The sequence below is a fragment of the Streptomyces sp. B21-083 genome (assembly GCF_036898825.1).
Taxonomy (GTDB): Bacteria; Actinomycetota; Actinomycetes; order Streptomycetales; family Streptomycetaceae; genus Streptomyces.
The window spans coordinates 4,888,176-4,911,476 of sequence record NZ_JARUND010000001.1 but is presented as its reverse complement, the minus strand read 5'-3'; the positions used below and the strand labels follow the sequence as shown (position 1 = coordinate 4,911,476).

At 70.9% G+C, this 23,301-nt stretch carries 21 protein-coding genes and 1 pseudogene; 9 read left to right on the top strand and 13 right to left on the bottom strand.

Translation table 11 applies throughout. The features are described 5' to 3' along the window. The first annotated feature begins 103 nt into the window (after nt 1–103). The 5 genes from QA861_RS22115 to QA861_RS22095 all read left to right on the top strand — a co-directional run bounded on the left by QA861_RS22115 (nt 104) and on the right by QA861_RS22095 (nt 3,961). Entirely contained in the window at nt 104–1,117 is a 1,014-nt protein-coding gene (locus tag QA861_RS22115; RefSeq protein WP_334590033.1) for an ABC transporter ATP-binding protein, read from the top strand. Beyond that, nucleotides 1,107–2,012, top strand: a complete 906-nt coding sequence (locus QA861_RS22110) for an ABC transporter permease subunit (RefSeq protein WP_334590032.1) — start codon at nt 1,107–1,109, stop codon at nt 2,010–2,012. Before QA861_RS22115 ends, QA861_RS22110 begins: the two co-directional genes overlap by 11 nt. Next, nucleotides 2,009–2,920, top strand: coding sequence for an ABC transporter ATP-binding protein (locus QA861_RS22105; RefSeq protein WP_334590031.1), 912 nt, complete (start codon nt 2,009–2,011; stop codon nt 2,918–2,920). Before QA861_RS22110 ends, QA861_RS22105 begins: the two co-directional genes overlap by 4 nt. 10 nt (nt 2,921–2,930) lie before the next feature. Continuing rightward, on the top strand, nt 2,931–3,650 hold the full coding sequence (locus QA861_RS22100; protein WP_334590030.1) for an ABC transporter permease subunit: 720 nt from the start codon (nt 2,931–2,933) through the stop codon (nt 3,648–3,650). A 101-nt stretch (nt 3,651–3,751) separates the two neighbouring features. Continuing rightward, nucleotides 3,752–3,961 (top strand): SGM_3592 family protein, encoded by a 210-nt coding sequence (locus QA861_RS22095; RefSeq protein ID WP_334590029.1) that lies wholly within the window; start codon nt 3,752–3,754, stop codon nt 3,959–3,961. 331 nt (nt 3,962–4,292) lie between these two features. On the opposite strand, the gene QA861_RS22090 is transcribed toward QA861_RS22095, so the two are convergent. The 9 genes from QA861_RS22090 to QA861_RS22050 form a co-directional block, all read right to left on the bottom strand. Continuing rightward, the gene (locus QA861_RS22090) at nt 4,293–5,105 is read right to left on the bottom strand and encodes an HAD family hydrolase (protein ID WP_334590028.1); all 813 of its coding nucleotides are present in this window, start codon (nt 5,103–5,105) and stop codon (nt 4,293–4,295) included. Beyond that, a complete protein-coding gene (serS, locus tag QA861_RS22085) occupies nt 5,102–6,391 on the bottom strand; it encodes a serine--tRNA ligase (RefSeq protein ID WP_334590027.1) in 1,290 nt (429 codons plus the stop codon). The genes QA861_RS22090 and serS overlap by 4 nt, the downstream gene beginning before the upstream one ends. A gap of 549 nt (nt 6,392–6,940) precedes the next feature. Beyond that, nucleotides 6,941–7,873, bottom strand: a complete 933-nt coding sequence (gene pheA / locus QA861_RS22080; protein ID WP_334590026.1) for a prephenate dehydratase — start codon at nt 7,871–7,873, stop codon at nt 6,941–6,943. A 101-nt stretch (nt 7,874–7,974) separates the two neighbouring features. Next, nucleotides 7,975–9,297: an iron uptake transporter deferrochelatase/peroxidase subunit gene (efeB, locus tag QA861_RS22075; RefSeq protein WP_334590025.1), complete on the bottom strand. Its 1,323-nt coding sequence runs from the start codon at nt 9,295–9,297 to the stop codon at nt 7,975–7,977. An 8-nt stretch (nt 9,298–9,305) separates the two neighbouring features. Continuing rightward, complete coding sequence (locus QA861_RS22070) at nt 9,306–11,306, bottom strand: copper resistance CopC/CopD family protein (protein WP_334590024.1); 2,001 nt, start codon at nt 11,304–11,306, stop codon at nt 9,306–9,308. A 19-nt stretch (nt 11,307–11,325) separates the two neighbouring features. Then, nucleotides 11,326–11,805 (bottom strand): copper chaperone PCu(A)C, encoded by a 480-nt coding sequence (locus QA861_RS22065; RefSeq protein WP_334590654.1) that lies wholly within the window; start codon nt 11,803–11,805, stop codon nt 11,326–11,328. A gap of 14 nt (nt 11,806–11,819) precedes the next feature. Beyond that, the gene (locus tag QA861_RS22060; RefSeq protein WP_334590023.1) at nt 11,820–12,473 is read right to left on the bottom strand and encodes an SCO family protein; all 654 of its coding nucleotides are present in this window, start codon (nt 12,471–12,473) and stop codon (nt 11,820–11,822) included. A gap of 122 nt (nt 12,474–12,595) precedes the next feature. Beyond that, on the bottom strand, nt 12,596–13,330 hold the full coding sequence (locus QA861_RS22055; RefSeq protein WP_334590022.1) for a YcnI family copper-binding membrane protein: 735 nt from the start codon (nt 13,328–13,330) through the stop codon (nt 12,596–12,598). Between the two features lie 188 nt (nt 13,331–13,518). Next, nucleotides 13,519–14,376 carry a hypothetical protein gene (locus QA861_RS22050; protein ID WP_334590021.1) on the bottom strand — a complete coding sequence of 286 codons (858 nt, stop codon included), beginning with the start codon at nt 14,374–14,376 and terminating at the stop codon, nt 13,519–13,521. A gap of 251 nt (nt 14,377–14,627) precedes the next feature. On the opposite strand from QA861_RS22050, the gene QA861_RS22045 reads away from it, so the two are divergent. Beyond that, nucleotides 14,628–15,122, top strand: coding sequence for an ATP-binding protein (locus tag QA861_RS22045; protein ID WP_334590020.1), 495 nt, complete (start codon nt 14,628–14,630; stop codon nt 15,120–15,122). 30 nt (nt 15,123–15,152) lie between these two features. Then, a pseudogene (locus QA861_RS22040) lies at nt 15,153–15,560 on the top strand (triphosphoribosyl-dephospho-CoA synthase); the annotation flags it as partial. On the opposite strand, the gene QA861_RS22035 reads toward QA861_RS22040, so the two are convergent. The 4 genes from QA861_RS22035 to QA861_RS22020 form a co-directional block, all read right to left on the bottom strand. Then, the gene (locus QA861_RS22035) at nt 15,535–16,767 is read right to left on the bottom strand and encodes an MFS transporter (protein WP_334590019.1); all 1,233 of its coding nucleotides are present in this window, start codon (nt 16,765–16,767) and stop codon (nt 15,535–15,537) included. The pseudogene QA861_RS22040 and the gene QA861_RS22035 sit on opposite strands and share 26 nt — an antisense overlap. A gap of 90 nt (nt 16,768–16,857) precedes the next feature. After that, a complete protein-coding gene (gene pdxR / locus QA861_RS22030; protein WP_334590018.1) occupies nt 16,858–18,216 on the bottom strand; it encodes a MocR-like pyridoxine biosynthesis transcription factor PdxR in 1,359 nt (452 codons plus the stop codon). Between the two features lie 63 nt (nt 18,217–18,279). Then, a complete protein-coding gene (locus tag QA861_RS22025) occupies nt 18,280–19,746 on the bottom strand; it encodes an aminopeptidase P family protein (protein WP_334590017.1) in 1,467 nt (488 codons plus the stop codon). An 87-nt stretch (nt 19,747–19,833) separates the two neighbouring features. After that, nucleotides 19,834–21,249 (bottom strand): PP2C family protein-serine/threonine phosphatase, encoded by a 1,416-nt coding sequence (locus tag QA861_RS22020; protein WP_334590016.1) that lies wholly within the window; start codon nt 21,247–21,249, stop codon nt 19,834–19,836. Nucleotides 21,250–21,861: 612 nt separating this feature from the next. Here QA861_RS22020 and QA861_RS22015 point away from each other — a divergent pair. Together QA861_RS22015 and QA861_RS22010 are read left to right on the top strand one after the other, a co-directional pair. Continuing rightward, a complete protein-coding gene (locus tag QA861_RS22015) occupies nt 21,862–22,536 on the top strand; it encodes a bifunctional DNA primase/polymerase (RefSeq protein ID WP_334590015.1) in 675 nt (224 codons plus the stop codon). A 56-nt stretch (nt 22,537–22,592) separates the two neighbouring features. After that, the gene (locus tag QA861_RS22010; protein WP_334590014.1) at nt 22,593–23,201 is read left to right on the top strand and encodes a hypothetical protein; all 609 of its coding nucleotides are present in this window, start codon (nt 22,593–22,595) and stop codon (nt 23,199–23,201) included. Nucleotides 23,202–23,301: the final 100 nt, after the last annotated feature.

Genomic DNA, 23,301 nt, shown 5'->3' with positions numbered 1-23,301 from the left:
GTTCGACCTGAGGGTAGGGACCCCTACGGGCCCGTACGACTGAAGGTGGATGCCGAGACAGCTCTTCGGGTTGACGACCGGTGTGGTGTGCGCCACTACCGTCATGGACGTGACTGTGATCGCGACCGAAAGCCTGAGCAAGCGGTTCCCCCGGGTGACCGCGCTCGACCGGCTCTCCATGGACATCGGACCCGGTGTGACCGGACTCGTCGGTGCCAACGGCGCCGGCAAATCCACCCTGATCAAGATCCTGTTGGGTCTGTCTCCCGCCACGGAGGGCCGGGCCGCCGTGCTCGGGCTCGACGTCGCCACCGAGGGCGGCGCCATCCGTGAGCGCGTCGGCTACATGCCGGAGCACGACTGCCTGCCGCCCGACGTCTCGGCCACCGAGTTCGTCGTGCACATGGCGCGCATGTCCGGGCTCCCGCCGACCGCCGCCCGCGAGCGCACCGCGGACACCCTGCGCCATGTCGGGCTCTACGAGGAGCGCTACCGTCCCATCGGTGGCTATTCGACCGGCATGAAGCAGCGCGTCAAGCTCGCCCAGGCCCTGGTCCACGACCCGCAGCTGGTCTTCCTGGACGAGCCGACCAACGGCCTCGATCCGGTCGGCCGCGACGAGATGCTCGGCCTGATCCGCCGCATCCACACCGACTTCGGCATCTCGGTGCTGGTCACCTCGCACCTGCTCGGCGAGCTGGAGCGCACCTGCGACCACGTGGTGGTCGTCGACGGCGGCAAGCTCCTGCGATCCAGCTCCACCACGGACTTCACCCAGTCCACGGCCATCCTCGCCATCGAGGTGACCGACACCGACGACCACCCGGACGGCACCGCCGCGGTGCGCGACGCGCTCCACGCGCGCGGGGTGGAGACCCACGACGGCAGCGGCCTGCCCGGCGCCGGCCACATCCTGCTGCTCACCGCGCAGGGCGAGGACACCTACGACCTCGTCCGGGACACGGTCGCCGACCTGGGCCTCGGTCTGGTGCGCATGGAACAGCGCAGGCACCACATCTCCGAGGTCTTCACCGACAGCGACGAACAGCAGAGCGCCACACCACAGAGCACCGCACAGCACAGCGCGGGAAAGGAGGCGGTCGGCCATGGCGGTTGAGCAGACCCCGGCACAGGCGGGCGCCCAGTCCCGCATCCACAACATCGGCTACCGCTCGTACGACGGCCCGCGCCTGGGCCGGGCGTACGCCCGACGCTCGCTCTACTCCCAGTCCCTGCGCGGCTCCTACGGCCTCGGCCGTTCGGTCAAGTCCAAGGTGCTGCCGATGGTGCTCTTCGCCGTGATGTGCGTGCCGGCGGCCATCATGGTGGCGGTCACGGTCGCGACCAAGGCGCACAAGCTGCCCGTCGAGTACACGAACTACGCGGTCATCATGCAGGCGGTCATCGGCCTGTACGTCGCCTCGCAGGCACCCCAGGCCGTCTCCCGCGACCTGCGCTTCAAGACCGTACCCCTGTACTTCTCGCGGCCGATCGAGACCGCCGACTACGTACGGGCGAAGTTCGCGGCGCTGGCGTCGGCCCTGTTCCTCATCACCGCGGTGCCGCTGGTCGTGCTCTACGTGGGCGCCCTGCTGGCCAAGCTCGACTTCACCGACCAGACCAAGGGATTCCTCCAGGGGCTCGTCTCCGTGGCACTGCTCTCGCTGCTGTTCGCCGGTATCGGCCTCGTCATCTCGGCCGTCACTCCGCGCCGCGGCTTCGGCATCGCGGCGGTCATCGCCGTACTGACCATCTCCTACGGGGCGGTGTCCACGCTCCAGGCCATCGCCGACGCGCAGGGCAGCTCCGGCGCCGTCCCCTGGATCGGCCTCTTCTCGCCCATCACGCTCATCGACGGGGTGCAGACGGCCTTCCTGGGCGCAACGTCCTCCTACCCCGGAGGGGTAGGCCCCAGCACCGGCCAAGGCGTGCTCTTCCTCCTCGCCGTCCTGGGTCTCGTCGCAGGCTGCTACGGCCTCCTGATGCGCCGCTACCGAAAGGTCGGACTGTGACCACGCTCAACATCGACCACGTCTCGCGCTGGTTCGGCAACGTGGTGGCGGTCAACGACATCACCATGACGATCGGCCCCGGCGTCACCGGCCTCCTCGGCCCCAACGGCGCCGGAAAGTCCACCCTCATCAACATGATGGGCGGCTTCCTGGCCCCCTCCACCGGCACCGTCACCCTCGACGGCCGGCCCGTGTGGCGCAACGAGCAGATCTACAAGCACATCGGCATCGTCCCCGAGCGCGAGGCGATGTACGACTTCCTCACCGGCAAGGAATTCGTCGTCGCCAACGCCGAGTTGCACGGACTGGGCGCCAAGGCGGCACAGCGGGCGCTCGCCACGGTCGAGATGGAGTACGCGCAGGACCGCAAGATCTCGACGTACTCCAAGGGCATGCGCCAGCGCGTGAAGATGGCGAGCGCGCTCGTCCACGAGCCGTCGCTTCTCCTGCTCGACGAACCCTTCAACGGCATGGACCCGCGCCAGCGCATGCAGCTCATGGACCTGCTGCGCCGCATGGGCGCCGAGGGCCGCACGGTCCTGTTCTCCTCGCACATCCTCGAAGAGGTCGAGCAGCTGGCGGCCCACATCGAGGTCGTCGTCGCCGGACGGCACGCGGCCAGCGGTGACTTCCGCCGGATCCGCCGCCTGATGACCGACCGACCGCACCGCTACCTCGTCCGCTCCAGCGACGACCGGGCCCTCGCCGCCGCGCTGATCGCCGACCCGTCGACCTCCGGCATCGAAGTGGACCTCGCGGAGGGCGCGTTGCGTATCCAGGCCGTCGACTTCGGCCGCTTCACCGCCCTGCTGCCCCGCGTCGCCCGGGATCACGGCATCCGGCTGCTCACGGTCTCGCCGTCCGACGAGTCCCTCGAATCCGTGTTCTCGTATCTCGTCGCCGCGTAGGAGGCCGAAAATGTACGACCCCACAGTCGCCCGGCTCACCTACCGGGCCCTGCTCGGCCGCCGCCGGGCCCTCATCCTCGGGGCGCTGCCCCTGCTGCTGATCGTGATCGCCGTCGCCGTACGCGGCCTTGTCGGCGCCGACGACCAGACGGCGGCGGACGTGCTGGGCGGCCTCGCCCTCGCCACGATGGTGCCGCTCATCGGCGTCATCGCGGGCACCGGCGCGATCGGCCCGGAGATCGACGACGGCTCTGTCGTCTATCTGCTCTCCAAGCCGCTCAAGCGATCCAAGATCATCTACACCAAGCTGATCGTCGCGATCGGCGTCACCATGGCGTTCTCGGCCGTGCCGACGTTCATCGCCGGCCTCATCCTCAACGGCAACGGCCAGCAGGTCGCCGTCGCCTACACGGTCGCCGCACTGGTCGCCTCCATCGCCTACGCCGCGCTCTTCCTGCTGCTCGGCACGGTGTCCCGGCACGCGGTGGTTTTCGGGCTCGTCTACGCCCTGGTGTGGGAGGCCCTGTTCGGTTCCCTGGTGCCCGGGGCGCGCACACTGAGCGTCCAGCAGTGGGCACTTGCCGTCGGCCACAAGGTCACGGGCGGCGACCTGGTCACCTCGGACGTCGGCCTGACCACGGCGACGGTCCTGCTGATCGTGGTCACCGTCCTCGCCACCTGGTACGCCGGACAGAAGCTGCGCACGCTGACGCCGACCGGTGACGAGTAGACAGAAACCGGAGGCCCGGGTACGCGCGGTCTTCTGACGGGGACTTGACGCGTGTCCGGGCACTATGGACAAAACGGGGCCGCAGGGCAAGGAGGACGGGGATGGCAGGGGACAGGGACGTCTGGGACGAGTTGGTCCTCGACGAGGACTTCATACGCTCGGCCGGAACCGCCGAACCGTCCGCCCGCGCCCGGATGCTCGCGGCGCGTTGGCGTGCGGGGGCCCCCGAGCCGCAGCCCTGGCGGTCCGACGAACCCCCGGCCGGCTGGTTCTTCAGCAGGTCGCGTCGCCGCTGGTGGCGCCGGAAATAGGTGACCCGGCCGAGCCGCGGGCCCGGTCGCCGGTTTTATTCGGTGGCGCCCGACTCGCCCTACGGGCACAGTGGTTGTGTCCAGTACGCCGGATCTGTCCGGTGTCCGGGGCTCGGGATCTGGGAGCGGAGCCGGGCGACGCCGATGCACGGCGATCCGCACGGCTTCCTTCAGGGCAGCCCGCAGCGGGTTCCGTAGGAGTCACTACCTCCGGAGGCCCCGCTCAGCGGGGGGAGCTGCCCGGGGCGGCCACTTCGAGCGCGCGAGTCACTCGCGCGGGCCGCCCTCCCAGGCCCCCGGCTTTGAGTCGGGGCCCTGAGTCGGGCGGGGACTACGCGAGCAACCGCTCCAGCACCACCGCGATGCCGTCCTCGTCGTTCGACGACGTCACCTCGTCCGCCACCGCCCGCAGTTCGGCGTGGGCGTTCGCCATCGCCACCCCGCGGGCCGCCCAGGCGAACATCGGGATGTCGTTGGGCATGTCGCCGAAGGCGATCGTGTCCGCGGGCTTCAGGCCCAGCCTGCGGGCCGCCAGGGACAGGCCCTTCGCCTTGGACAGGCCCAGGGGGAGGAGTTCGACGATCCCCTCACCGGCCATGGTGACCGTGACGAAGCCGCCCGCGGTCCGGGTGGCGACCTCGGTGAGCTCGTCGGAGGACAGGGTCGGGTGCTGGACGTAGATCTTGCTCAGCGGCTCGGCCCAGAGCTGCGACGGGTCCGTGAGCGGGAGGAAGGGCAGCGAGCCGACGCTCGTGTAGCCCGGCCCGACCATCACCTCGCCGTCGACGCCCGCCCGGCTCGCCGCCAGGAACAGCGGCCCGATCTCCGCCTCGATCTTCGCCAGCGCCAGCGAGGCCAGCTGCCGGTCCAGGGTGATCGACGTCAGCAGCCGATGCGCCCCGGCGTCGTACACCTGTGCGCCCTGGCCGCAGACCGCGAGTCCCTCGTAGCCGAGTTCGTCGAGGATGTGCCGTGTCCAGCGCACCCCCCGGCCGGTGACGACGATGTGCGCGGCGCCCGCCGCGGTGGCCGCGGCGAGTGCCTCACGGGTGCGCGCCGAGACCGAGTCGTCGGAGCGCAGAAGCGTTCCGTCGAGATCGGTCGCGACGAGCCGGTAGGGAAGCGACCCAGCGGCGTCCGTCACTTGGCGACCGGCTCCAGCAGCTCCCGGCCGCCGAGATACGGGCGCAGCACCTCGGGCACGCGCACCGAGCCGTCGGCCAGCTGGTGGTTCTCCAGGATCGCCACGATCGTGCGCGGTACGGCGCACAGCGTGCCGTTCAGGGTCGCGAGCGGCTGGACCTTGTTCTTGCCGTCACTGGTGTCGCGCATCCGCACGGACAGGCGGCGGGCCTGGAAGCCGTCGCAGTTGGAGGCCGAGGTCAGCTCGCGGTACTTGCCCTGGGTCGGGATCCACGCCTCGCAGTCGAACTTGCGCGAGGCGGACGAACCCAGGTCGCCCGAGGCCACGTCGATGACCTGGAAGGGCAGTTCGAGGGCGGTCAGCCACTGCTTCTCCCAGTCGAGGAGACGCTGGTGCTCGTTCTCCGCGTCCGCCGGGTCGACGTACGAGAACATCTCGACCTTGTCGAACTGGTGCACGCGGAAGATGCCTCGCGTGTCCTTGCCGTAGGTGCCGGCCTCGCGGCGGAAGCACGGCGAGAAGCCGGCGTAACGCATCGGCAGCTTGTCGGCGTCGAGGATCTCGTCCATGTGGTACGCGGCGAGGGGGACCTCGGAGGTGCCGACCAGGTAGTAGTCGTCCTTTTCCAGGTGGTACACGTTCTCCGCGGCCTGGCCGAGGAAGCCGGTGCCCTCCATCGCGCGCGGGCGGACCAGCGCCGGGGTCAGCATCGGCGTGAAGCCGGCCTCCGTGGCCTGCGCGATCGCCGCGTTGACGAGGGCGAGTTCGAGGAGCGCGCCGACGCCGGTGAGGTAGTAGAAGCGCGAGCCGGACACCTTGGCGCCGCGCTCGACGTCGATGGCGCCCAGTGCCTCGCCGAGCTCCAGGTGGTCCTTGGGTTCGAAGCCCTCGGCGCCGAAGTCGCGGATCGTGCCGTGCGTCTCCAGGACGACGAAGTCCTCCTCGCCGCCTACGGGGACGTCGGGGTGGACCAGGTTGCCGAGCTGGAGCAGGAGCTTCTTGGCCTCCTCGTCCGCCTCGTGCTGCTCGGCGTCGGCTGCCTTGACCTCGGCGGCGAGCCGGCCCGTCTTCTGGAGCAGCTCGGCCTTCTCGTCGCCCGAGGCCTTGGGGATCAGCTTGCCGAGCGTCTTCTGCTCGGAACGCAGCTCGTCGAAGCGGGCGCCGGACGACCTGCGCCGCTCGTCGGCGGACAGGAGAGCGTCGACGAGCGCGACGTCCTCTCCACGGGCACGCTGCGAAGCGCGCACACGGTCGGGGTCCTCACGGAGCAGGCGAAGGTCAATCACCCTCCAAGGCTACCGGTGCGGGGTTGGCACTCACGACTCGGTATTTCCATACGCACCTTGTGGTGGCATTTGCCCTGAATGTCGATCTGTCCAGGGAGTGTCAAAGAAAAGCATCCGGCTTCCCTGAAAGGGTCAGGCGGTAGCGTCCGGTTGACCCGAACCCCTTGCGGAGAAGGGGACTTGGGGGTGGGGTCATCCACAGCAATCCACACCCGCGCAGAGTTATCCACAGGCTGTGCGAAAGATCTGTGGATTACGGAAGTGATCGTTTCGAAAGGTGTCCACGAGATGACCAATTCCCGAAGCAAACCACCCTCGCGCCCACTTTCGAGTGGATATGCGTAACCCCGGGGAGTTACGCCAGGGAAACGAGTGGACGAAGGGTGGCATGCCGGACTGTGGACGAGCCGACGGCCTGTAGGGAGATTTGTCGACAGGCTGACGTTCTGTTGTCGACTTGTCCCCAGGTCGAGAAGCCAGCCTGTGGATAACTTCTGTGGATAACGGAAATCGGCTGGTAGGACCGGCCCGGCGAACCGGGGACACCGGCTAGAAGCGGCCGTCCTGGCAGCGCGCCACCCAGTCGGCGGCCGTCACGAACTCCTCGTCGGACGTACCCGGCAGAGGGGCGCGGACGTCCTCCACACCGATGTCCGCACGCGGGTACGAACCCAGGTACCGCACCTTGAGACAGATCCGCCTGAGCCCCATGAGCGCCTCGGCGACCTTACGGTCGGAGATATGGCCCTCGGCGTCAATGGCGAAGCAGTAGTTGCCGATGCCCTGCCCGGTCGGCCGGGACTGGAGCAGCATCAGGTTGACGCCGCGTACCGCGAACTCGCCCAGCAGGTCACGCAGTCCACCAGGGTGGTCGTCGCGCTGCCAGATGACCACGGACGTCTTGTCCGCGCCGGTCGGCGCGGCGGGCCGGGCGGGCCTGCCCACCAGGACGAACCGCGTCTGCGCGTTCTCCGCGTCGTGGATACCGGTCTCCAGTGCGGTGAGGCCGTACCTGGCGGCGGCGAACTCGCCCGCGAAGGCGGCGTCGTAGCGGCCCTCTTGCACCTGCCGGGCGCCGTCCGCGTTCGAGGCGGACGACTCCCAGACCACGTCCGGGAGGTTGACCTTCATCCAGTTGCGGACCTGCGACTGCGCGGCCGGATGGGCGGTGACGGTCTTGATCTCCGACAGCTTGGTGCCCGGCCGGACCAGCAGCGCGAAGGTGATCGACAGCAGCACCTCGCGGTAGATCATCAGCGGGGAGCCCGCGACCAGCTCGTCGAGCGTGGTGGTGATACCGCCCTCGACGGAGTTCTCGATCGGCACGAACGCGGCCTCGACCTCACCGCTGCGCACCGCGTCGAGCGTGGCGGGCACGGACACCATCGGAATCAGCTCCCGGGTGGCCGTCTCGGGAAGCGTGCGCAGGGCAACCTCGGTGAAGGTGCCCTCAGGGCCGAGATACGCGTAGCTGGCTGGCATGACCTCACCCTAATGGCCCTCGCCGAACCGAGCTCACGCTTCCCGGCCCCGCCGCCCCAAGGGGTGACAGGGCCCGCCCGACCGTCGTGGTGCCCCAGGTGTCACCCCTCCAGCAGCCGCTGCCCCACGTACTCCCCCTCGGCCGCTCCGCCCGGCACCGCGAAAAGGCCGCTCGACTCGTGCCGGATGAACTTCGACAGCGCGTCGCCCCGGTCGAGCTTGCGCTGGACCGGGACGAAGCCGCGCAGCGGGTCGGCCTGCCAGCAGACGAAGAGGAGCCCCGCGTCTGGCGTACCGTCCGCGCCGATCCCGTCGTGGAAGGAGAACGGGCGCCGCAGGATGGCCGCGCCGCCGTTCTCGTCGGGGCGGGTGATCCGGGAGTGGGCGTTGATGGGGACCACCAGATCTCCGTTGGCGTCGACCTTCTCCAGGTCCATCGCGGTCGTCTCGGTCCCGCCGCTCAGCGGCGCCCCGTTCGCCTTCCGTCGCCCGATGACGTCCTCCTGCTGCTTGACCGACAGCTGCTCCCAGTCGTCGAGAAGCATGCGGATACGGCGTACGACGGCATAGGAGCCGTTCGCCATCCAGGACGGTTCGCCGGTGGCGGGCACGAAGATGCGCTTGTCGAAGTCGGCCTCGGACGGCTTCGGGTTGCGGGTGCCGTCCAGCTGCCCCATGAGGTTGCGGGCGGTCATCGGCTGGGCGGTGGCACCCGGCGACCGGTTGAAGCCGTTCATCTGCCAGCGGACCCGGGCGGCGCTGCCCGCGTCCTTCTGGATCGCGCGCAGGGCGTGGAAGGCGACCAGGGCGTCGTTGGCGCCGATCTGCACCCACAGATCGCCGTTGCTGCGGGCCTTGTCGAGGTGGTCGGAGGAGAACTCGGGCAGCGGGTCGAGTGCGACCGGGCGCTGCTTCTCGAGCCCGGTGCGGGCGAAGAAGCCGTACCCGAAGCCGAAGGTCACCGTCAGGGACGACGGGCCCGCGTCGCGGGCGACATCCGTGTCGTCGTGCGCGGCGGCCTCGCCCGCCATGAGCCGCTGGGCGGTGTCGGACCAGCGGCGCAGCAGCGCGGCGGCCTCCTTGCGATCCGCGCCCGCCGCCAGGTCGAAGGCGACGAGGTGGCCGCAGGACTGGAGGCCCTCGGTGATGCCGGCCTGATGTTTCACGTGAAACTTTGCCATGTCCGCGCCCACCGAAGTGAGCGCCAGGGACTGGCCGGAGGCCTTGGCGGAGGAGCCGGAGTCGGAGGAGCCGACGGCATAGCCGGTGGCCGCGCCCGCAGCGCCGAGCGCGAGCCCGGTGGCACCCGCGGTGCCGAGCAACCGCCGCCGCGAGATGCTCTGCGTGCCGTTCGTGGTGGAGTTCCCGTCGGCGTCGCCCACGGAGTTCTCCCCACTGGTTTCCTTGGTGGACTGGTCAGCCATGGTGCGGTTCAGCCGATCTGCGCGTTCTTGTCGACGGTCACTTGGTCGATGTCGGAGGTCCGCACGGTCACGGCGATCTTCCAGTCGCCGGCCATGGGGATCTGGACCTCGTTCGCCGTCCAGTGGCCTGTCGTGAGGTGGTCCGGGTTCACGGTCAGCGGTCCGAGGTTCTTGGCGGTGAGGGTGAAGGCGACCTTCACCTCGGGCACGTCGAACGCCCTGCCGTTGGGCCGCTCCACGTACACGTGCATGACGTTGCCGCCGACGCGGGCGGGGTTGATGTCGAGCCGGACGACGCCCTTGCCGTCCTGGCCGCCGGTGTCGAAGGGCATGTCCAGGGTCAGCGCGCCCGCTCCCTCCGTGTCGGAGTCCACGGAGGAAGAGGACGACGAGGAGGACGCGGCGGCGGTGGCGGCCTTGGCGTCCTCCTCCGTACGGCCCGGTTCGGTGGACGTCAGCACGGTCGTGACGGCGAGCAGGACGACGGCGACGCCCGCCTCGGCGAGCACCGAGCGGCGCAGCCCCGAGCGCAGCGGGTCGGCGTCGCGCAGCCGCTTCACCTTCGCGGTGTCGACGGCGGCCCGCTGCCGGGCGAGCTGGGCGGCCCGCTTGGCGTCCGAGCCCCCGGTGGCCGAGGCGCCGACCGGTTCCTTCTCGGCGTCGGCGGCGGCCTCGTCCGCCGTGTCCTCGTCCCGCGCTGCCGTGGTCGCGGCGGTCTCCGGCAGTTGGGCGGTCCAGCGCCGCGAGATGTAGGCGATGCCGACGAGTACGACCACGAGGCCGATCTTGACGAGCAGCAGCTGTCCGTACGAGGTGTCGGTGAGCGCCGACCAGGAGCCGAGCTGGCGCCACGACTGGTAGATGCCGGTCGCGACGAGTGCCAGCACGCTGCCGAAGGCGACGCGGGAGAAGCGGCGTACGGCCGAACCCTCGATCGGGGTGTCCGCGGGCGCCCGGAACAGGGCGACCAGGAGTGCCGAGAGGCCGCCGAGCCAGACGGCGACGGCCACCAGATGGATGACGTCGACGGGCATCGCGATGTCGGGCTGGAGGCCGGTCGAGGCGTGTTCCGCCAGCGCCCAGGTGGCGGCCAGCCCGATCGCAACGACCCCGCCGCCGATGGCGAGCCCGAAGGTGAGGTCCCGCCTGGCGGAGCCGTCGTCGGGCTCGTCCCTGTTCTCGTCCATGGTCTCGGCCCCGTCCGTCTCGTCGTCCTCGGGCCTGGCGTACGCCCCGAAGAGGACCGCGATGAACAGCGCGCCGGCCGCGAGCAGCAGCAGCCGGGAGACGAGGGCCGCGCCCGTCTTGGTCTGGAGGACGTTGCCGAGGAGGCCCAGGTCGAAGATGTCGCCGACCTTGCCGGAGCCGGTGTACGAGCCGCGCATCAGCAGCAGTGCGAGGGTGGCCGCGGTCATCGCGAGCCATCCGGAGACGACGAGCCGCTGGAGCGCCCGTACGCCGGAGCCGCGCTGCCAGCAGGCGAGCACGAAGGCGGCGCCGCCGACCATGACGATGAAGCCCGCGTACGAGACGTACCGGCCGAAGCCGTAGAGGGCGCCGACGACTCCGCCGCCGGCCGACTGGTCGGAGACCGAGACGGTGGTGACGGAGGGGGCGCCGATGGAGAAGGTGAAGGCGCCGGCGACGGGATGGCTGTCCGCCGAGACGACCTGGTAGGCGACGGTGAACGTGCCGTCGGGCAGGCCGGAGTGGAGCGGGACGGCGTAGGTCGTGCCGCTCAGCTCGGTCGCCTTGCCGGTGTCGACGCGCTTGCCCTTGGGGTCGAGCACGCGGAACGCGCCGTCGGACAGGGCGACCTTCTCGGAGAAGGTCAGCGTCACCTGGGCCGGGGCCTTGGCGACCACCACACCCTGCTGTGGCGAGCTGCCGGTGAGCGCGGCGTGTGCGGAGGCCGGCGCGGCGCCGGCCAGCCCGGCGAGCAGCGCGGCGGCTACCGCGAGGAACAGCAGCACCAGGGGCCGCACGCGGGGGGCGATGGTCTGTGTCACGTTGATCCCTCCCTCGGTCTCAGTGTCCGGTCTTCGGGTTGTACGTCGCGGACTTCACCGGCATCTCGACGGTGATCGGCGAGGTTTTGGCAAAGTGCAGCTGGACGGCGACCTTGTCGCCCTCTCGCGGTTTGCGCTTGAGCTGCTCGAACATCAGATGGTCGCCGCCGCTCTGCAGCACGAGTTGGCCGTGGGCCGGGATGTCGAGGCGCTCGGCCTCCTCCATGGTCTGGCCGACGGTCCTGTGCACGGTGACGTCGCCCGCGACATCGCTGGTGACGCGGGTGAGTACGTCACCGGCGGCGCCCTTGTTGGTGATGACGAGGAACCCGGCCGCCATGGAGTCCGAGACCGGCTCGGGCATGTAGGCGGAGCCGACGGACAGGCCTGCGCTTGCGCTGTCGTCGGACCCGGAGTCCGAACTCCCGCACCCGGTGAGGGTGAGCGCTCCGGCCAGCAGCGTGGCCGCCGTCAGAGCGGGAAGCCTCACGAGCCCCATGACCTTCGGGCGCCTCACGGGTTCTGCCCCTTGATCAGCTTGGGGAGGTCCTTGATGTAGTCGTCGACGGTGGCGTCCTCGCCGTACAGCACGTAACCGCCGTCGGTCTTCGGGGAGAACGCGATGACCTGCGTGCCGTGCATCGAGATCGTCTTGCCGTTCTTGTCCTTCGACGTCGGCTCGATGGAGATGCCGAGGGTGCGGGCGCCCGCCTGGATGGTGGCGAAGTCCCCGGTCAGACCGACGACCTGGGGGTCGATGCCCTTGAGCCACTTGCCGAGCGCGGCTGGGGTGTCCCGCTTCGGGTCGGTGGTGACGAACACGATGCGGAGCTTGTCCTGGTCGGCCCTGGACAGCTGCTTCTTGGCGACGGCGATGTTGCTCATCGTCAGCGGGCAGACGTCGGGGCAGTTGGTGTAACCGAAGTAGATGAGCGTGGGCCGGCCTTTGGTCTCCGCGCGGAGGTCGTACTTCTTGCCCTGGGTGTCGGTGAGGACGAGGTCGGGCTTCTCGAACGGCTGGTCGAGGATCGTGGCCGCCTTGTCCGAGCCGGCCTCGACGGAGACATCGGCGACGGACTGGCCGGAGTCGTCGCCGCTGCCGCAGGCGGAGAGGGTCAGGGTGGCCGCGACGAGCAGGGCGGACGCGGCGAACAGCTTCTTGCGCATAGGGCGATGTCCTGAAGGTGGTGTGCGTGGGAGGTGCGGTGCGCACCCAGGGGGTGCACCGGACGACCGGGGGCGTACGGGACAACCGCACGCCCCCGGCGCGCACCGGAGGCGAGCGCGGGTCAGACGGTGGTGCGACGACGGCCGGCCAGCACGCCGAACGCCACGCCCGCGACACCGACGACGATGCCCACGACGCCCAGCACGCGCGCGATCGTGTCGCTGCTGTCGGCGGGCTCGGCGGCCGTCGTCGTGGTCTTCGCGGCGGCCTGCTCGGCGGGCTCCTCCGTCGTGGTCGAGGCGCCGCCGTGGTGGCCCTCGGTGGCAGCGGACAGCGCCAGCACCGGAGCGGGGTTGTCGGGCTCCTCGGCGCCATCCTCCTGGACCTCGATCCAGCGGACGACCTCCTTGTCGGAGTACGTCTGGAGCGCCTTGAAGACGAGCTCGTCGGTGTCCTCGGGCAGCTGGCCGAGGGAGAGCGGGAACTTCTGGAAGAAGCCGGGCTCGACACCCTTGCCGGTGGCGGTCCAGGTGACCTTGGAGACGGCCTCGGAGATCTTCTCGCCGTGCATCTCAAGAGGCTTGGCCAGCTTGGACTTGGTGACCTTGACGGTCCAGCCGTCGATCGGCTGCGGCATCACCGAGGCGAGCGGGTGGTCGGCCGGGAAGCTGACCTCCAGCTTGGTGGTCGAGGCGTTGTCACGCTCGTTCGGCACCTTGAAGTTGACGGTCGCGTAGCCGCCCTTGGCGGCGGTGCCCTCGGCCGAGACGCTGACGTGCGCGAAGGCGGGGCCGGACAGGACGAGAACGGTGGCACCGGCGAGGGCGCCGACGGCGGCGATACGGGAAACCTTCATGACGGAAGGCGCTCCACTTCGAGTGAGGTCCGACGTGCCGGGGAGTCCGGCGGTCGGAGCGGAAGAGGGTCACGCGTGCGAAACGGTGCACACACACGCGCGTGCCGCACGACGGCGGCCCTCTCTCCGGCCCTCGGACCCTCGGATCCGAAGACCCTGGGGACCCGACGGGGAGCGGTCGCGTCGTGTCAGGCGGCGAGCACGAGCGAGGAGGCCGGCGGACCGCGCCGGATCACCGTGTGCTGGAGCGCGGTGGCGGACGGCCGCAGAGATACGAGGGTCCACGCGCGCGGTGTGCGCGATGCCGTACCGGGCGTACCCGGAAGGCCCGTACGCAGTGCGCGCGCCAGCGCGAGCGCCCCGCGCAGGGATCGTACGAGCGCCCCCTCGGCCACTCCGTGCGCCGACAGGCGCATCAGCCGCAGCAGGGCCAGGTCGCCGCGACGCAGCAGCCAGCCGGTGGCGACGGCCGCGAGGACGTGACCGAGCAGCATGGGCAGCGTCGGCAGCAGGGCGGAGACGGACCCGGCGGACACGAGGGCGTCCGTGGGGTGGCTCATGGACCCCATGTCCATGCCCGTCCCGCCACTGGCACCCGCCCCCGTACCGCTTCCTGTACCGCCGCCCGTACTGATCCGCGCGTCGGCGAGGATCCTCTGGGCCTGCGCCGGGCTGATCGCCGCGAGCGGCACACCGCACAGCAGCCGGGCGGCCCGTGCGACCAGGGTGGCGTCCGCCGTGGCGGCCGGGGAGGCCGCCGCCGATGTCATGTGCTGCCCCAGCCCGAACAGGGTGTGCAGGACGGTCTGGCCGACGGCCAGCAGGGCGACGATGCCCGGCAGCGAGCGGGTCCGTCCGGCGAGGGGTGCCGCGCACGCGAGGACCCCGAGGAAACCGGCGAACAGGGTCCACAGCGGAACGGAGGCACAGGAGGCGAAGGTGTGACCAGCCCCGGCCAGCACGACACAGACCGCGGAGAACACCGCGGCCCTCAGCATCCGGAGAGTGCTTCCGGAAGGCGCTGTGCGCCGGCGGCGGGCAGTCATGGCGGGCTCATCATCGCACTGGCCCCACGGCACCCGTACGGCAGGTCCACAAGGTGGAGTACAGCCGGATACCGACAGGTAAAACCTTGTACAACCGGTAGATCGCTTCTGTCAGTTGATGCACGGCATACACCGATTGCAGCCCGGGGTGCATCCGCCGTATGGGCGGCATCACGTCAACTGCGTGCTTACACACCGCCACTCGCGGCAATACGTACAGGTATGTCGAGCCGCGGCCTGGAGGCTGGAGCATGAGCATCTGGTGGTCACTCCATCTTCGACGTGAGGCGGCGAGCGTTCCGCTCGCCAGACGTCTGCTGCTGGGCACCATGGAGACGGCCGGCGTCGACCCCGACATCTCCTACGACCTCTCCGTCGCGCTCAGCGAGGCCTGTGCGAACGCCGTCGAGCACGGCGGGGACACCGGGTACGGCGACTCCCGCGGGGCCTATCGCGTCACCGCGTACCTCGACGGGGAGAAGTGCCGGATCGAGGTCACCGACTCGGGTCCCGGCTTCCCAGCGGCCTCGGCGGGTGCGTCGGGCCCGGCGCTCCAGGAGGCCCCGCGCCGCCCGGTACCCGTGGCCGCCGTCCCGTACGACGCGGAGAACGGCCGGGGTCTGTCGCTGATCGAGGAACTCGCCGATCACGTCACCATCGGCAACAAGCCGGGCCGGGGCGGCGCGGTGGTCAGCTTCGACAAGATCCTCAAGTGGCAGAAGAACGCGCCGCTGATGGCGGTGTGAACGCCGTCGTCCCTGCCGACGACCGATGCCTCCCGGGGCTCCTCGGTGTCGGCGAAGTACGGCGCGGTCGGCGCCCGGGCGAGGCGCGGGCCGGATTTCCGCACGTTCGGCGGGCGTTGGACGCTCTGAGCGTCGCCCGCTCGACCGGCGCGACGGAGGCGCAGGCCCGCCTCGACGCCCTGCTGACCGTCATGTCGACGCTCCAGGACACCGAGTCGCTGCACACGGCGGGCCCGCACGGCCTGGGCCATGTCCAGGCGGTCGCCCGCGGGATCCTGGAAGCGGGCGGCACGTCGACGGAAGCCGGTGCCATGGCACTGGCCGCCCTCGACGACGACCTCCACGCGCGCGTGGAGCCCCCGCGGCAGCGCCGGGCTCTTCGCGAGGGCTCTGTTCCTGGACTCGCTGCCGGTCAGCTCACCGACACGGGCTGCCTGACGGCCGCGCGCGCCGGGCCGGCGGCGGCCGCCTTCCGGGCCGCCGGCCCCATGGCGTACGACGCCACCAGCGTGACTCCGCCCAGCAGCAGCCACCCCGGGGTCCCCCAGCCCACCAGCAGGGCGGTGAGGACGAGGGGCCCCGCGGTACGGGCCACGGTGACGCCGGTGCCGAAGAAGCCCTGGTACTCGCCGACCCGGTCGGCCGGGGCCAGATCGAACGACAGCTGCCAGGATCCCGCCGACTGCCCCATCTCGGCGACGACCTGAAGCACCGCGCCGACCACCAGGACACCGACGCCCACCCAGGGACCCACCCCGGCGGACAGGGCGAACACCGCGCACGCCGCGAGCATCACCCAACCGGAGCGCCGTACCGCGCGCGTGGCCGACCTGAGCCCCGTCACCCCGCGCGCCATCCGCACCTGGAACACCATCACCGCGCCGGTGTTGAGTACGAACAGCGCGGAGACGACCCAGGCGGGAGCGTCGGTCCGCTCGGTGATCCACAGCGGGATCCCGAGGCTGAGCAGCGGCATGCGCAGCAGCAGCACGGTGTTGAGCAGGGCCACGACGACGTACGGCCGGTCGCGCAGCACACCGAGCCCCCGCGACTTCACCGCCGCGACGGGTGCCACCGACGGCAGCCGCAGCAGCAGCCCCGCGCAGACCAGGAAGCTCACCGCGTCCAGCGCGAACACCCCGAGATACGCCGCCCGGCTCCCGGCGCTCAGCGCGAGCCCGCCGAGCCCGGCGCCCACCGCCAGACCGGCGTTGAGCGTGGACTGGAGGTGCGCGAGCAGCCGCGTGCGGTCCCCGGCCGTCACCAGCCCGGCGAGGAGCGCCTGCCGGGCCGCCGCGAGCCCCGACTGAGCGGACGCGTAGGCGCAGGCCGCGATCACGAACGGCACGAAGCCCCGCACGACCAGGAAGGACGCCACCGCGGCCCCGGTGGCGAGCGCCAGCAGTACGGCGGTCCCGCGCGCCCCGCGCCGGTCCGCGAGCCGCCCGAGCGGCACCCCGACCAGCGAACCGACCGCCCAGGCGAGCGTCAGCCCGAGCCCCACGCGCGCGGGGGCGAGCCCGACGACGTGGGTGAAGTAGAGGGCGGAGGTGACGTAGTACGCCCCGTCGCCGACCGAGTTGGTCAGCTGGGCCAGGGCGAGCACACGCTGCGGGCCTGCGGGCGGGACGAGGGAGTGGGTCATACAGACGACGTTAGAAGCACGGTGGACCTATGGGCAGGCCCAATAGTCACGCTCTTTTATGGCCCAATTCCGCGCCAAGGGAAACCGCGCTCAGCCACCCTCCAGAACCCGCCCGAGCACCTCCAGCGCCTCCGGATACACCCGTTCCCGAGGCGTCCCGTACCCCACGACCAGCCCCTGAGCGCGCCCCTCAGAGGCCGCCGTCCCCGGCCCGTGCCAGTGCTCCCCGAGATACCCGACCGCGAGCCCGGCCTCCTCGGCCCGTGCCAGGACCGCCGCCTCGTCGGCCACCTCCACGAGGGCGTGCAGTCCCGCCGCGATCCCGCGCACGTTCCGGCGGGCGCCCAGCAGGTCGACGAGCCGGTCCCGGCGACGCCGGTACCGCAGGCGGCACGCGCGCACGTGCCGGTCGTACGCGTGGCTGGTGATCAGTTCGGCGAGGGCCAGCTGGCCGATGGTCTCGGTGTGGTGGTCGCTGTGCAGCTTGACGTCGGCGACCGCGTCGACGAGATGCGGGGGCAGCACCATCCAGCCCAGGCGCAGGGCGGGCCCGAGTGTCTTGGAGGCGGTGCCGATATAGGCGACCTGTCCCGGGGCCATGCCCTGCAGAGCACCGACGGGCTGTCTGTCGTACCGGAACTCCCCGTCGTAGTCGTCCTCGACGATCAGCCCGTCACGCGCGCGTGCCCAGTCGGTGAGCGCCCGCCGCCGCTCCGGGTGCAGGGTCACGCCGGTCGGGTACTGATGGGCGGGCGTGACGACGACCGCGGAGACCTCCGGGCCGGTCAACTCCTCGACGCGGGCGCCGCGCTCGTCGACGCCCACCGGTACGACGCGCCCGCCGGCCCGCCGTACGACCTCCCGGTGGAAGGGCAGCCCCGGGTCCTCCATGGCGATCGCGGCGCCGTCCAGCACGCGCGTGAGGAGCGAGAGCCCCTGCACGTACCCGGAGGTGATCACGATCCGCGCGGGCGGCGCGAGCACCCCGCGGGCCCGCCCCAGGTAGCCGGAGAGCGCCGTGCGCAGCTCGATCCGGCCGCGCGGGTCGCCGTAGTCGTACGCCGGGGAGGGCGCCGTCGCGACGGCGCGGCGCAGCGCCCGCAGCCAGGCGCCCGCCGGGAACGTCCCGACGTCCGGGCTTCCGGGCCGCAGATCGAAACGGGGCACACGCGCGCGTGCGGCGGCCTCCGTCGGCTCGGCACCGACGGAGGGCAGTGCGGCGACCTGCGTACCGGCCCCTTGCCGAGCGGTGAGATACCCCTCGGCGACCAGCTGGTCGTAGGCGGCCTTCACGGTCCCCCGCGAGACCCCCAGCTCATCGGCGAGCCGCCGACTGGCAGGCAGCCGAGCCCCGGGCGCCAGCCGCCCGTCCCGCACGGCATCCCGCAGAGCGCGCTCGAGCCCGCCGCGGCGCCCTTCACCGACGGCGAACTCAAGATGCAGGTCCACACCGATGCCTTGAGGGGCGCGGGGAACTGCGCGACCAGCCACGAACCACCCGCAGACGAAAGATCAGCTCTTCAGGGAGGCCATCCAAGCCTCCACTTCATCAGATCGGCGAGGCAATCCGGCCGACAGATTCCGGTTCCCACCCTCGGTCACCAGAATGTCGTCCTCGATCCGCACCCCAATACCCCGGTACTCCACAGGCACCGTCAGATCATCGGCCTGGAAGTACAGCCCGGGCTCGACAGTCAGCACCATCCCCGGCTCGAGCGTCCCGTCGACATAGGACTCCACCCGCGCCGCGGCGCAGTCGTGAACGTCCATACCGAGCATGTGCCCCGTGCCGTGCAGCGTCCACCTGCGTTGCAACCCCAGCTCCAGCACCCGCTCCACGGGCCCCTCGACAAGCCCCCACTCCACGATCCGCTCGGCCAGCACCCGCTGCGCCGCATCGTGGAAGTCGCGGTACTTGCCGCCGGGCCGTACGGCCGCGATACCGGCCTCCTGGGCGTCGTACACCGCGTCGTAGATCTTCTTCTGGATCTCGGTGTACGTGCCGTTGATCGGCAGCGTCCGGGTGACGTCGGCCGTGTAGTACGTGTGCGTCTCGACGCCCGCGTCCAGCAGCAGCAGGTCACCGGAGCGCACTGCTCCGTCGTTGCGCACCCAGTGGAGCGTGCAGGCGTGCGGGCCGGCCGCGCAGATGGAGCCGTAGCCGACGTCGTTGCCCTCCACACGCGCGCGGAGGAAGAAGGTGCCCTCGATGTACCGCTCGGAGGTCGCCTCGGCCTTGTCGAGGATTTTCACCACGTCCTCGAACCCGCGCACGGTCGAGTCGACGGCCTTCTGCAGCTCGCCGATCTCGAACTCGTCCTTGACCAGCCGCGCCTCGGAGAGGAAGACCCGCAGTTCTTCGTCGTGCTCGGCGGTGACCTTGTCGGTCAGGGCGGCCTCGATAGCCGCGTCGAACCCACGTACGACTCGTACCGGCCCGGTGGCCTCCGTCAGCCTGCCGGCCAGTTCGCGCACGTCCGAAGCCGGGATGCCGTACACCTGTTCGGCCTCGGTGAGTGAATGCCGGCGCCCGACCCACAGCTCACCCTGCCCGGAGAGCCAGAACTCACCGTTCTCGCGGTCGGAGCGAGGGAGGAGATAGATCGTCGCCTTGTGACCGCCCGTGACGGGCTCCAGGACGAGCACGCCGTCCTCGGTCTGGTTACCGGTCAGGTACGCGTACTCGACCGAGGCCCGGAAGGGGTACTCCGTGTCGTTCGAACGCGTCTTCAGATTGCCCGCCGGGATCACCAGACGCTCACCGGGGAAGCGCGCGGACAGTGCGGCACGGCGGGCGGCGGTGTGCTCGGCCTGAGCGACGGGCTCCAGGCCCGTCAGCTCGGTGTCGGCCCAGCCGGACTTCATGTTCTCGGCAAGCTCGTCGGACACGCCGGGGTACAGGCCGTTCTTCCGCTGCTTGATCGGCTCTTCGGGCTCTGTCTCAGTCTCCGGGATCGCCGGATTGAGCTCGTCCGCCACGGTCATCCTCCTAGATACGGCACTGGACCCCGTCCATCGTACGGTCGTACGGGACGGGGCCCAGAGGTGCGCGCGGCGACCGGCGGCTCACTCGAACCGCGCCGACAGCAGTACGACATCCTCCTGACCGTCCGACGCGTCCAGCCCGTCCGGCAGCATGTTCCGCAGGACGTGGTCCGCGATCGCGCCAGCGTCGTCCCGCAGCTGCCGGGGGACGCTCGCCGCCGCCGCGTGCAGCCGGGAGAAGGCCCGGTCCACTGGTTCGCCGGTCCGGTGCAGCAGCCCGTCGGTGTACAGCAGAACCGTCTCTCCGGGCTCGGTACGGAACTCCACGCTGGGCGCCTCCCAGCAGGCGAGCATCCCGAGCGGCGCCGACACGGTGGTCTCCACGAACTCCGTGCGCCGCTCGCCGATCAGCAGGGGTGGACAGTGCCCGGCACCGGCCAGCGTGACCTTGCGCAGCGCGGGCTCGCAGTAGGCGAACAGGGCGGTCGCGCAGCGGGCGGGCTCGGTGAGCCGCAGCAGCAGCTCCAGGTCGGAGAGGACCGCCACCGGGTCCTCGCCCTCCATCACGGCGTACGCGCGCAGGGAGGCCCGCAGCCGGCCCATCGCGGCGATCGCGCTCGGCCCGGAGCCGGTCACCGCGCCCACGGCCAGGCCGAGGGCGGCGTCAGGGAGCGGCAGCGCGTCGTACCAGTCGCCGCCGCCGCGCGGACCGGTGCGGTGCCGGGCGGCGAGCTGGACCCCGGCCGTCCGGGGCAGCCGGGCGGGCAGCAGCTCTTCGGAGATCGTGCGCACGCACGCGCGCGTGCGCTCCACTTCGACCAGCCGGGCCAGGTGCTCGGTCGCGAACCGCGCGTACAGGCCGACGAGGTGCCGCTGCCGTTCGACCGGCTCCGCGGGCTCGTCGTACAGCCAGACGGCCGCGCCGAGGCGGCCCGCGGACTCCGTGGACAGGGGGAGCGCGTAGCTCGCCGCGTAGCCCAGGCGGGCGGCCACCTCGCGGTGACGGGGGTCGAGACCGTCCTCGGCGAGGAGGTCCGGGTGTGTGATTTCGCTCTCGCCGCCGGGCAGGCCGGCGGCCGTGTCGAGGAGCTGTCCGTACGGCATGGCGCCGCGCGGGATCGTCTCGATGTGCCCGAGGTCCGCGCGGGCCAGTCCCAGGCCGATGGTGGTGTCGGGGCCGAGACCGTCACCGGGTTCCAGGACGACGAGACCGCGCCGGGCGCCCACGAGGGCGGCTCCGGCCTGCAGCAGCTCCCGCAGTGCTTCGTCGAGTGCCGCCGTGCGGGCCAGCCGCTCGGTGAGTTCGTGCAGCGTTGTGAGGTCGGACACCCAGCCGGCGAGGCGGTCCTGGAGCAGGATGCCGGGGCCGTTCGGGCAGGTCAGTGTGGGTGTGTCCGCTGGGGCGTCCGGGATTACGGGCGCGGGCGCGACAGTGTGTGCGGGCGAGGGAACCGTGGCATCGATTCCAGCCACTTTCGGGAGGTGAGGGGCGTTCATGGCGTCCGGCCTTCCGACCGGCGCTTATTGCTCAATAGCATCGCAAACCCCCATGTGATTCTGCGCCGCTAGCAGTGTCTCCACATGTACACGCACTCGTGAGGGGATGTCCAGCATTGTCCTGCCGGGATTCCTGGTGTCCATGGGTTCGCCGTGGTCCCCTTGCGAAAAAGCAAAGTTGGCCTAAAACTGACTCGGGTAGCGGGTTATTGAGGTCGACTGGCCTGGTTCGACGGAGCGTCACAGCGGTCTTGGTGGGTACGTACTCGGTGAAGGCCGGGGGTGGTTGTCCAACCACCCGGAACCTGGCGACGGACCCGGGCGTCTTAACCACCGACGGCCGTGTCCCATCCTCCCTTGGCGGAGGCGGAGAGAAATACGCGGGACGCAAAACGCCAGACTCCGCCACCCCGCGCCATGCCCATGCTTTTGATGAACGCAGTATGGACGCGGACGAAGCCAACGCTCGGCGCTCGGCGCACAACAAGGGGGCCTCCCCTTGCCTCCCGCAGATCGGGATGCGCCAGAAGATACGCACAGTGAAGTGATCGACACATGGTGTGATGTGGCCCACGGTGTTGCCAGGCGTGCAACGGAAAGGAACGAGCGCTCATGCGCGAGATCCTCGGAAGGCTCGGAAGGCGACGCAGGCTCCTGTCCCGGCGTGACGGCGGGAAGCCTGAAGTGCTCGGCGCGGCTCTGACGTTCGCGGCCGAATGGCAGTGGCCCGTACTCCCGGGCGTGGCACCGGATCCACAGGGGCGCGCCCGCTGCGGCTGCCCCGATCCGGAGTGCACGGTCCCCGGCGCTCACCCGTTCGAACCCGGCCTGCTGGCGGCGACCACCGACGCGCGCATGGTGCGCTGGTGGTGGACGAACCGGCCGACGGCTCCCATTATTCTCGCCACCGGCGGCGCGGCTCCGTGCGCAGTCAGCCTGCCGGCCCCGGCCGCGGCGCGCGCCCTCGACGCCCTGGACCGCAAGGGCATGCGCCTGGGTCCGGTCGTCGCGGCTCCCACCCGCTGGTCGCTGCTCGTGAAGCCGTACACGATGGAACAGCTGGGCGAACTGCTGTACGCGAAGGACTTCGTGCCCGGCTCGCTCCGCTTCCACAGCGAGGGCGGCTACATCGCCCTGCCGCCGTCCGAGACCGGACAGGGCCAGGTCCGCTGGGAGCGGGCTCCGCTGCCCGGCTCGGCCTCGCCCTGGCTGCCCGATGTCGAGGCCGTGGTGGACGCCGTGGTGGAGGCCCTCACTCGTACGGGTGTGAGCGCGCCCGAGTTGTAGGGGTGTCGGGCGCGCGGGCAACCGGGCGCCCGTTCCCTGTCGTTATGTTCACCTCCATGAACCTCCGTCTGCTCGCGCTCTCGGGCGTCGTGGCGCTCACGGTCGCCCTGCCGCTGGCCGTGGCGTCTGCCGGGCCCGTGGGCGACGCGGACCGCGACGCCCTCCTCCCCCTGACGCCTGAAGACGGTCCTCAACAGGGCCCTGAGGACGACAAGGCGCGAGAAGCCGCCGACCCTGCCGCCGATCCCACCGGTTCCCCGCTGCTGCTCGGCCTGGGCCTCGCCACCGCCGCCCGCTGCGGTCCCGAACTCACCTCCCCCGACGGCATCGAGGCACAGACCTGTGTCCTGTCGCAGGGGGAGGAGACCTGGGCGCGCACCTACTACCGCAACGCGACCGGCCGTGAACTCGTGTCCGTGCTGAGCCTCATGGGCCCCGACTCCCACACCGTGCAGCTGCGGTGCGCGGTGGGCGCCGAGGACGAGCCGGGGGTGTGCGAGACGCCCAGGGAGCGCACGGCGGGTGCGCCGGGGGCGTACACGGCCGTCGCGGAGTTCGCGGCGGCGGGGAAATCCACGGACGAGGCGGAAGGAGCGGCGGAAGCGGGACAAGGGCCGCTGCTGCTGCGCTCGGGGAGCAACTCCGGGGCGCCCGACGGAAGTTGACGCGCGGAGCGGTTCCGTACAGAACGCCGTGGGACTCTCCGGGCAGAGAAAGACCCGGTTGCTGGCGACGGGGGATGCACCAGCAACCGGGCTACCGCAA

Coding starts and splice junctions, on each gene's coding strand:
- QA861_RS22010 (WP_334590014.1), top strand. CDS start 22,593: ATGAACCTCCGTCTGCTCGCGCTCTCGGGCGTCGTGGCGCTCACGGTC.
- efeB (WP_334590025.1), bottom strand. CDS start 9,297: ATGGCTGACCAGTCCACCAAGGAAACCAGTGGGGAGAACTCCGTGGGC.
- QA861_RS22050 (WP_334590021.1), bottom strand. CDS start 14,376: ATGACTGCCCGCCGCCGGCGCACAGCGCCTTCCGGAAGCACTCTCCGG.
- QA861_RS22110 (WP_334590032.1), top strand. CDS start 1,107: ATGGCGGTTGAGCAGACCCCGGCACAGGCGGGCGCCCAGTCCCGCATC.
- QA861_RS22045 (WP_334590020.1), top strand. CDS start 14,628: ATGAGCATCTGGTGGTCACTCCATCTTCGACGTGAGGCGGCGAGCGTT.
- QA861_RS22100 (WP_334590030.1), top strand. CDS start 2,931: ATGTACGACCCCACAGTCGCCCGGCTCACCTACCGGGCCCTGCTCGGC.
- QA861_RS22095 (WP_334590029.1), top strand. CDS start 3,752: ATGGCAGGGGACAGGGACGTCTGGGACGAGTTGGTCCTCGACGAGGAC.
- QA861_RS22060 (WP_334590023.1), bottom strand. CDS start 12,473: ATGCGCAAGAAGCTGTTCGCCGCGTCCGCCCTGCTCGTCGCGGCCACC.
- QA861_RS22065 (WP_334590654.1), bottom strand. CDS start 11,805: ATGGGGCTCGTGAGGCTTCCCGCTCTGACGGCGGCCACGCTGCTGGCC.
- QA861_RS22115 (WP_334590033.1), top strand. CDS start 104: ATGGACGTGACTGTGATCGCGACCGAAAGCCTGAGCAAGCGGTTCCCC.
- QA861_RS22035 (WP_334590019.1), bottom strand. CDS start 16,767: ATGACCCACTCCCTCGTCCCGCCCGCAGGCCCGCAGCGTGTGCTCGCC.
- QA861_RS22020 (WP_334590016.1), bottom strand. CDS start 21,249: ATGAACGCCCCTCACCTCCCGAAAGTGGCTGGAATCGATGCCACGGTT.
- pheA (WP_334590026.1), bottom strand. CDS start 7,873: ATGCCAGCCAGCTACGCGTATCTCGGCCCTGAGGGCACCTTCACCGAG.
- QA861_RS22055 (WP_334590022.1), bottom strand. CDS start 13,330: ATGAAGGTTTCCCGTATCGCCGCCGTCGGCGCCCTCGCCGGTGCCACC.
- QA861_RS22015 (WP_334590015.1), top strand. CDS start 21,862: ATGCGCGAGATCCTCGGAAGGCTCGGAAGGCGACGCAGGCTCCTGTCC.